Below are 7,888 nucleotides of genomic sequence, written 5' to 3'. Positions count from 1 at the left end.
CTTTTAGTTGTTGATTTCATAACACTCTCCAATTTTGGGGGTGGAAAGTGTCAACCTTATTTAGGACGGCACAAAATGGTCAATGAGGGCTGATGTGTAGGCATCGGCCTTTTTATTATCTATTTTTGGCGCTTTGACTAAAAAGTCATCACTTAGTGCATTCATTTCATCATATCTGTGATCTAACTAGACTCTGAAGTGAGAACTCTATACAATCCGCCCTCGGAGCTGACTGGGTAGTCGCTGCTTTGTTGATGTCCTTCGGGAGACTGACGTCGAAGTCCCTTTGGGAGACTGACGTTGACGTCCTTCGGGAGACTGACAAAGGGGAGGAAAGTCCGGGCTTCATAGAGCAAGGTGCCAGGTAACGCCTGGGGGGCGCAAGCCTACGACAAGTGCAGCAGAGAGAAGACCGCCGATGGCCCGTAAGGGTACAGGTAAGGGTGAAAGGGTGCGGTAAGAGCGCACCGGACGACTAGCAATAGTTCGTAGCAGGGTAAACTCCACCTGAAGCAAGACCAAATAGGCCTCCACATTGCGTTGCTCGCGTAAGGAGGCGGGTAGGTTGCTCGAGCCAGTGAGTGATTGCTGGCCTAGACGAATGGCTACCGCCGCGCAAGCGGAACAGAACCCGGCTTATGTGTCGGCTCCACCTATTCAAGACCCATCATTACTTTTAGTAGTGATGGGTTTTTTGCATTTAATTGACGCAAACTATGTCATTACCAATAAACTTGGCGTAAATCACGTCTAACTTTAGACTTGTGGTGGCGATGATGTAGGAAATCAGTACACTAAAGAATCGCTTCAAGATCATTCAACGAGAAAGCTATGACCGAAACCTTCCAACATATTTCCGTGTTATTAAATGAATCCATTGATGGCTTAGCTATCAAACCAGACGGCGTCTATATTGATGGAACATTTGGCCGTGGCGGTCACAGCCGGACAATTCTATCTAAACTCGGTGAAAATGGCCGACTGTACAGTATCGACCGTGACCCTCAAGCGATCGCTGAGGCAGGAAAAATCAATGACCCTCGCTTCACCATTATTCATGGTCCATTTTCTGGTATTGCTGAGTATGCTGAAGAGTATGGGCTAGTTGGAAAAGTGGATGGTGTTCTGCTGGATTTAGGCGTTTCTTCTCCTCAGTTAGACGACGCAGAGCGTGGCTTTAGCTTTATGAAAGATGGTCCGCTAGATATGCGTATGGACCCGACATCAGGTGTTCCAGTATCTCAATGGTTGATGGAAGCAGACCTCGATGATATCACTTGGGTCATTCGCGAGTTTGGGGAAGATAAACATGCGCGCCGTATTGCAAAAGCGATTGTTGCCTACCGTGAAGACGAAGAAAATGAGCCAATGGTTCGCACTGGTCAGCTGGCAAAATTGATTTCAGATGCCGCACCGAAAAGTTTTAAAGAGAAAAAACACCCTGCGACTCGTGCTTTCCAGGCTTTTCGTATTTACATCAACAGTGAGTTAGAAGAAATTGATACGGCACTTAAAGGCGCGGCGAGCATTCTGGCTCCAGAAGGCCGTTTATCTGTGATTAGCTTCCACTCTCTGGAAGACCGTATGGTCAAACGTTTTATCCGTAAAGAGAGCAAAGGGCCTGAAGTGCCACACGGTATTCCAATGACGGAAGAGCAAATTCGTGCTCTTGGTAGTGCGAATATGAAAGCGGTGAGCAAAGCGATTAAGCCAAGCAAACAAGAAATTGAAATGAACCCTCGTTCGCGCAGCTCTGTGTTAAGAATTGCAGAAAAGCTTTAATTATTATGACGAAATCCACTCCTAATCTTGCTAAGTTGATTGCAACGGATCTCCTCACCGTTGGTCGCTGGCCATTACTGTTGTTGCTATTGATCGTGGCATCGGCAATGGGAGTGGTATTTGCTACCCACCATGCGCGTCAAGCGATCACCGAGAAAGACCATACGTTGGTTGAACGAGAACGATTAGATAGCGAATGGCGTAACTTAATGTTGGAAGAAACTGCCCTCGCGGAACACAGTCGTGTTCAAGACCTTGCCAAAAAAGAACTTGAAATGAAACGACCTGATGGCGATAAAGAAGTGGTTGTCACGCTCAAATGATTAGAAAAAAATCCAACACGAAACAAGCCAATAAGCGTAAACCTGTAGCAAAAGAGAAAGCGGCTACGGGGGATAAGAAAACCGATAACAAAGCAGTGAAAGTGGCGGTCGAAGAATCTTTCTTGATTCGTTGGCGCTTCCATCTATTACTGTTTTTTGTTTTTTGTGCATTTGCCCTTTTGGTGGCACGCGTAGCCTACATCCAAATCATTGAGCCAGATAACCTGATTAAACAAGGTGACCTACGTTCGGTTCGTGTTAAATCCATTCCTTCTGCTCGCGGTATTATTTCGGATCGAAATGGTGAGCCGCTTGCTGTCAGTGTACCGGTTGAGGCGGTTTGGGCAGATCCTGCCACGATATTTAAAGAAAACGCGTTAAGCCAGACCAAAAGTTGGCATGCATTAGCGGATGTTCTTGGTATTGACCGACAAGGGTTAATAGACAAAATCAAGCGCAATGAAAAACGCCGCTTTATCTACTTGCAGCGCCAGGTCAGTCCGGCCATGGCGAACTATATTCGTGAGTTAAAGCTGCCAGGTGTTGGCCTTAAGTCGGAATCTCGTCGTTATTATCCTGCCGGTGAGGTTAGTGCTCACTTAGTCGGTGTGACAGGCATTGACGGGCATGGCCTAGAAGGTGTGGAGCGTAGCTACGATGAGTGGCTCACTGGCGCGGCGGGTAAGAAAACTATTCGTAAAGACCGTTATGGTCGTGTTGTGGAAAACATTGCTTGGCAAGACAAGCAAGAAGGTAAATCACTTCAGTTAACCATCGATCAGCGCCTACAGGCGATTGCGTATCGTGCGATTAAGCAAGCCGTTGCGGACCACCGCGCCACTTCAGGTTCCGTTGTCATGTTGGATGTAAAAACGGGCGCCGTATTGGCCATGGTTAATGCTCCTTCTTACAACCCTAACAATCGTAGCGATTGGCAAAGCTATCAAATGCGTAACCGAGTGATCACGGACTCAATGGAGCCCGGTTCGACCATTAAGCCTTTCGTTATTTTAGCCGCCTTAGAAAATGGGATAGCCGATAAAGATACCATCGTAGATACCGGTAATGGTGTCCTACGTTTAGGTGGTAGTCGAGTCAGAGATGTCTCTCGCGTAGGCAAAGCGAGCTTGACCACGATCCTTAAAAAGTCGAGTAATATCGGTGTGACGAAGCTAGCAATGCAAATGCCGGTAGAGGCGCTTCTTGGGCTGTACAGTTCAGTGGGTTTTGGTGAGCTTTCTGGCCTAAACCTAGTTGGGGAAGTGACGGGTATTTTTCCTACACGAGCTCGTTGGTCGCCAATTGAGCGCGCCACGATTGCGTTTGGTTACGGTCTATCAATTACACCAATTCAGCTAGCCCATGCTTATGCGACGCTTGGAAACCTTGGCAAATACGAGCCTATTCATATTATTGAAAGCAATGATCATGACATGTCACGTCAAGTGGTGAGTGCGAAGTATGCGCGTCAAGTATTAGACATGTTGGAAACCGTAACTCAAAAAGGGGGCTCGGCTCGCAGAGCGGCAGTTCCTGGTTATCGAGTGGGAGCGAAAACGGGTACATCACGTAAAGCTTCTGCTGGTGGGTACAGCGATGAGTACATCACCTACACGGCTGGGCTTGCTCCGGTTAGCGATCCGCGAATTGCTTTAGTAGTGATCGTAAATGAGCCTCAAGGCGATGACTATTATGGTGGTTCGGTAGCGTCTCCTGTCTTCTCTGAAATCATGAAAGGCGCGCTACAAATACTCAATGTTGCACCTGACGAAAACAAATTCCAACAGTAAGCCCTGTGGTTTACTGAGCAAACAAAATTAAGAAAACCTGAGCCAAAGCTCGGAGAACAAATATGACTAAAGCCATCAGTATGGACGTGCTGCTTTCCCCTTGGGTGGATTGCCCTAGCTTATCGTCCGTTCTTGTTTCTGAATTGGAGCTCGACAGCCGAAGAGTTCAACCTGGAACCACGTTTGTAGCAGTGATTGGCCATGTTGTGGATGGGCGTAAATTCATTGCCTCTGCAATTGAGCAAGGTGCAAATGCAGCCCTGGCGCAAGCCTGCGATGTCAAAACACATGGTACGGTGGAAATCATTGATGATGTTCCCGTCATTTACATTGATAGGTTGGACCAACGTTTATCCGCAATTGCTGGAAAGCTTTATGCTTACCCTGATATGGATTTGATTGGTGTCACCGGCACCAACGGCAAAACCACCATTACCCAGTTAATAGCGCAATGGCTAGAACTGCTTGACCATAAAGCGGCGGTAATGGGAACAACAGGAAATGGCTTCCTCAATAACTTGCAACAAGCTGCGAATACAACGGGGAATGCCGTTGAAATTCAGAAAACGCTCTCCTCTCTCGCAAATCAACAAGCCACATACACCGCGCTAGAAGTATCTTCCCATGGCCTGACGCAAGGTCGTGTCAAAGCATTATCATTTGCGGCGGGCGTGTTTACTAACTTAAGTCGTGACCACTTAGATTATCATGGCACGATGGAAGAGTATGCCAATGCAAAGCTTGGGTTGTTCACGCAACACCAATGTGAACGTGCCATTATCAATGTTGATGATGAAGTCGGTCATCAATGGGCGTCGCTGTTAAGTAATGCGATCGCTGTCTCGCTCAAGCCGAACACTGAATTTGAAAGCGCAATTTGGGCGACGGAAGTCAGTTACGCAGAGTCAGGGATTACTATTAAGTTCGATGGTAAATTTGGCTCAGGTGAATTGCACGCGCCTTTGATTGGTGAGTTTAATGCAACCAACTTAATGCTCGCTTTTGCGACCTTATTAAGCTTAGGTAAAGAGAAACAAGCGTTACTCGAAACCGCAGGTCAACTGCAACCTGTACTCGGCCGAATGGAGTTATTCCAAACTGAGGATCGTGCCAAAGTCGTGGTTGATTATGCCCATACTCCTGATGCTTTAGAAAAAGCGCTGCAAGCTTTACGAGTTCATTGTGAAGGCCAGCTGTGGGCTATTTTTGGCTGCGGTGGCGATCGCGATGCAGGTAAGCGCCCAATGATGGCGGAAATTGCAGAGCGTCTAGGCGACAGAGTGGTGTTGACTGACGATAACCCACGCAGCGAAGACCCGGTTCAGATTGTGAAAGACATGTTAGCTGGGCTGTCAAAACCTGCTGAAGCGATTGTTCAGCATGACCGCTTCAAAGCACTGTCTTATGCCATTGAAAATGCTTCGCCAAACGACATTATCTTGTTAGCTGGGAAGGGTCATGAAGATTATCAGATTCGTAATGGCGAAACGATTCATTACTCCGACCGCGAGTCCGCAATGCAACTTTTAGGATTGACCTCATGATCAAAGTAACGTTATCTCAAATTGCAGACATCACACGTGGCGAGCGATTCGGCGACGATCTACTTATCGACGTGGTTTCTACTGATACACGAGCGATTGAGCGTGGGGCTCTATTTGTGGCGTTAGTAGGGGAGCGCTTTGATGCGCACAACTTTTGCCAACAAGCGGTAGATGCAGGTGCCGGTGCTTTACTCGTGGAAAAACGCTTAGATGTGAATGTGCCGCAAATTGTGGTGTCGGATACCAAACTTGCATTGGGTGAATTTGCTTCTTGGGTGCATCAAGCATGCCAAACACCTACCGTTGCCATCACCGGAAGTTGCGGTAAAACGACCGTAAAAGAAATGGTTGCGAGTATCCTGCAATTGAAAGGCAAAGTGCTATTCACGGCGGGTAACTTCAATAATGATATTGGTGTTCCGTTGACATTATTACGCTCACAGCAGGATGATGATTATGCCGTGATTGAGCTTGGTGCTAACCATATAGGTGAAATTGCTTACACGACTCAGTTAGTAAAACCAGATATCGCGTTAGTGAACAATGTAGCAGCCGCTCACCTTGAAGGCTTTGGTTCTATCGATGGCGTGAAACAAGCCAAAGGTGAAATCTACCAAGGCCTTTCAGCTGGTGGTATTGCGATTGTTAACCTAGACAGCAATGGTGAAGCCAAGTGGGATGAAGTGTTAGCAGATAAGAAAGTCATTACTTTTTCACAAAGTAATACTGATGCAGACTTCTTCGCTTCTAACATTGTATTGAACGTCGCAGGTGAAGCAAGCTTTGACTTACATATCGCAGCAAGCTCACAAGAAATTGAACTGTCTCTGGGTATTATAGGTCAACACAACGTTGCGAATGCCATCGCTGCTTCTATTATTGCGTTACAAATGGGCGCCACATTAGAAGAGGTTCGCGCTGGCCTTAAACATTTGAACAAAGTGAAAGGTCGCGTCGAGGTTGAAGCGCTGAGCGAAAAGATAAAATTGATTGACGACAGCTACAACGCGAGCGTGCCAGCCATGAAAGCGGCAGTTGATTTATTGGCCGCTTTCCCAGGTCAACGCTGGCTGATTTTAGGTAATATGGCGGAATTGGGCGAGGAAAGTCTTGCACTTCATCGTCAAGTCGGGGAACATGCTGCCCCACAAAAATTTGAACATGTTCTCACATATGGTGCAGACGCCAAGGTGATCAGTGATCTTTGCCAAGGCATTCATTTTGAGACGCACCAAGAGATGATTGAATACATCAAGCAGCATCTAGACCAAGCCGTTCCTGAAAGCCATACGATGTTGGTGAAAGGAGCGAACGGTGCACGTATGTTTGAAGTCGCTGCTGCTTTGAAGGAGTATTATTAATGATTATTTGGCTTGCCGAGCTGCTACAGCCATACCTGTCTTTTTTCCGATTGTTTGAATACTTGTCTTTTCGAGCAATCCTAAGCGTATTAACCGCTCTAGGTCTGTCATTATGGATGGGACCAATCATGATCAAGCGTTTGCAAATGCTGCAAATTGGTCAGGTAGTGCGTAATGAAGGTCCGGAATCTCACTTTAGTAAGCGTGGTACCCCAACAATGGGCGGTATCATGATCTTAGCGGCCATCTCAATCACGATTTTGCTATGGACAGACTTATCCAACCCTTACGTATGGGCGGTACTGACAGTCTTACTTGGCTACGGTGCGGTCGGATTTGTTGATGATTACCGTAAAGTGGTACGCAAAAATACCGATGGCTTGATCGCGCGTTGGAAGTACTTCTGGCAGTCGTTGATCGCGTTTGTCGTCGCTTTCGCATTGTATGCTTACGGTAAAGACACAGCAGCAACTCAGCTAGTGGTGCCATTCTTTAAAGACATCATGCCGCAGCTTGGTTTGATGTATATCATTCTGACTTACTTTGTCATTGTAGGTACAAGTAACGCGGTTAACCTGACTGATGGTCTAGACGGTTTGGCAATCATGCCAACGGTTCTTGTTGCAGCAGGCTTCGCGGTTATTGCATGGGCGACCGGTAACGTTAACTTCTCTGAATACCTTCATATACCATACTTACCGCATGCTTCTGAGTTAGTTGTCGTATGTACAGCAATCGTAGGTGCAGGCCTTGGTTTCTTGTGGTTTAACACTTACCCAGCACAAGTGTTCATGGGCGATGTAGGTTCACTAGCGCTTGGCGGTGCATTGGGCACCATTGCTGTTCTAGTTCGTCAAGAGTTGGTGTTAGTGATCATGGGTGGCGTATTTGTAATGGAAACGCTATCAGTCATCCTGCAGGTAGGTTCTTACAAATTACGTGGTCAGCGCATTTTCCGTATGGCACCAATTCACCACCACTACGAATTGAAAGGTTGGCCAGAACCTCGCGTAATCGTGCGCTTCTGGATTATTTCTATGGTTCTTGTTCTGATTGGTCTTGCGACATTGAAAGTGCGTTAATCGCAC

6 protein-coding genes and 1 other RNA gene are annotated in these 7,888 nt (G+C 46.9%); all 7 read left to right on the top strand.

What is annotated here, in order from left to right; translation table 11 throughout:
* Positions 1-224 precede the first annotated feature (224 nt).
* The 7 genes from rnpB to mraY all read left to right on the top strand — a co-directional run bounded on the left by rnpB (position 225) and on the right by mraY (position 7,882).
* An RNA gene (gene rnpB / locus R7Q39_RS18470) (RNase P RNA component class A) lies at positions 225-655 on the top strand.
* A 176-nt stretch (positions 656-831) separates the two neighbouring features.
* Positions 832-1,782 carry a 16S rRNA (cytosine(1402)-N(4))-methyltransferase RsmH gene (rsmH, locus tag R7Q39_RS18465; RefSeq protein WP_005372918.1) on the top strand — a complete coding sequence of 317 codons (951 nt, stop codon included), beginning with the start codon at positions 832-834 and terminating at the stop codon, positions 1,780-1,782.
* A 5-nt stretch (positions 1,783-1,787) separates the two neighbouring features.
* Complete coding sequence (gene ftsL / locus R7Q39_RS18460) at positions 1,788-2,105, top strand: cell division protein FtsL (protein ID WP_005372920.1); 318 nt, start codon at positions 1,788-1,790, stop codon at positions 2,103-2,105.
* Positions 2,102-3,895 carry a penicillin-binding transpeptidase domain-containing protein gene (locus R7Q39_RS18455; protein WP_318076522.1) on the top strand — a complete coding sequence of 598 codons (1,794 nt, stop codon included), beginning with the start codon at positions 2,102-2,104 and terminating at the stop codon, positions 3,893-3,895. Before ftsL ends, R7Q39_RS18455 begins: the two co-directional genes overlap by 4 nt.
* A gap of 62 nt (positions 3,896-3,957) precedes the next feature.
* Positions 3,958-5,439: a UDP-N-acetylmuramoyl-L-alanyl-D-glutamate--2,6-diaminopimelate ligase gene (gene murE, locus R7Q39_RS18450; protein ID WP_318076521.1), complete on the top strand. Its 1,482-nt coding sequence runs from the start codon at positions 3,958-3,960 to the stop codon at positions 5,437-5,439.
* Positions 5,436-6,800 (top strand): UDP-N-acetylmuramoyl-tripeptide--D-alanyl-D-alanine ligase, encoded by a 1,365-nt coding sequence (locus R7Q39_RS18445; protein ID WP_318076520.1) that lies wholly within the window; start codon positions 5,436-5,438, stop codon positions 6,798-6,800. Before murE ends, R7Q39_RS18445 begins: the two co-directional genes overlap by 4 nt.
* Positions 6,800-7,882 carry a phospho-N-acetylmuramoyl-pentapeptide-transferase gene (gene mraY / locus R7Q39_RS18440; protein WP_005372931.1) on the top strand — a complete coding sequence of 361 codons (1,083 nt, stop codon included), beginning with the start codon at positions 6,800-6,802 and terminating at the stop codon, positions 7,880-7,882. Before R7Q39_RS18445 ends, mraY begins: the two co-directional genes overlap by 1 nt.
* Positions 7,883-7,888 lie beyond the last annotated feature (6 nt).

Source organism: Vibrio sp. 947 (genome assembly GCF_033339115.1).
GTDB lineage: Bacteria > Pseudomonadota > Gammaproteobacteria > Enterobacterales > Vibrionaceae > Vibrio > Vibrio alginolyticus.
Note: the sequence above shows the minus strand (reverse complement) of the source record. Positions and strands in the feature narration are given on the sequence as shown.

Bases quoted from the DNA above. Each gene is read 5' to 3' on its own strand.
- rsmH (WP_005372918.1), top strand. From the start codon at position 832: ATGACCGAAACCTTCCAACATATTTCCGTGTTATTAAATGAATCCATT.
- ftsL (WP_005372920.1), top strand. From the start codon at position 1,788: ATGACGAAATCCACTCCTAATCTTGCTAAGTTGATTGCAACGGATCTC.
- R7Q39_RS18455 (WP_318076522.1), top strand. From the start codon at position 2,102: ATGATTAGAAAAAAATCCAACACGAAACAAGCCAATAAGCGTAAACCT.
- murE (WP_318076521.1), top strand. From the start codon at position 3,958: ATGACTAAAGCCATCAGTATGGACGTGCTGCTTTCCCCTTGGGTGGAT.
- R7Q39_RS18445 (WP_318076520.1), top strand. From the start codon at position 5,436: ATGATCAAAGTAACGTTATCTCAAATTGCAGACATCACACGTGGCGAG.
- mraY (WP_005372931.1), top strand. From the start codon at position 6,800: ATGATTATTTGGCTTGCCGAGCTGCTACAGCCATACCTGTCTTTTTTC.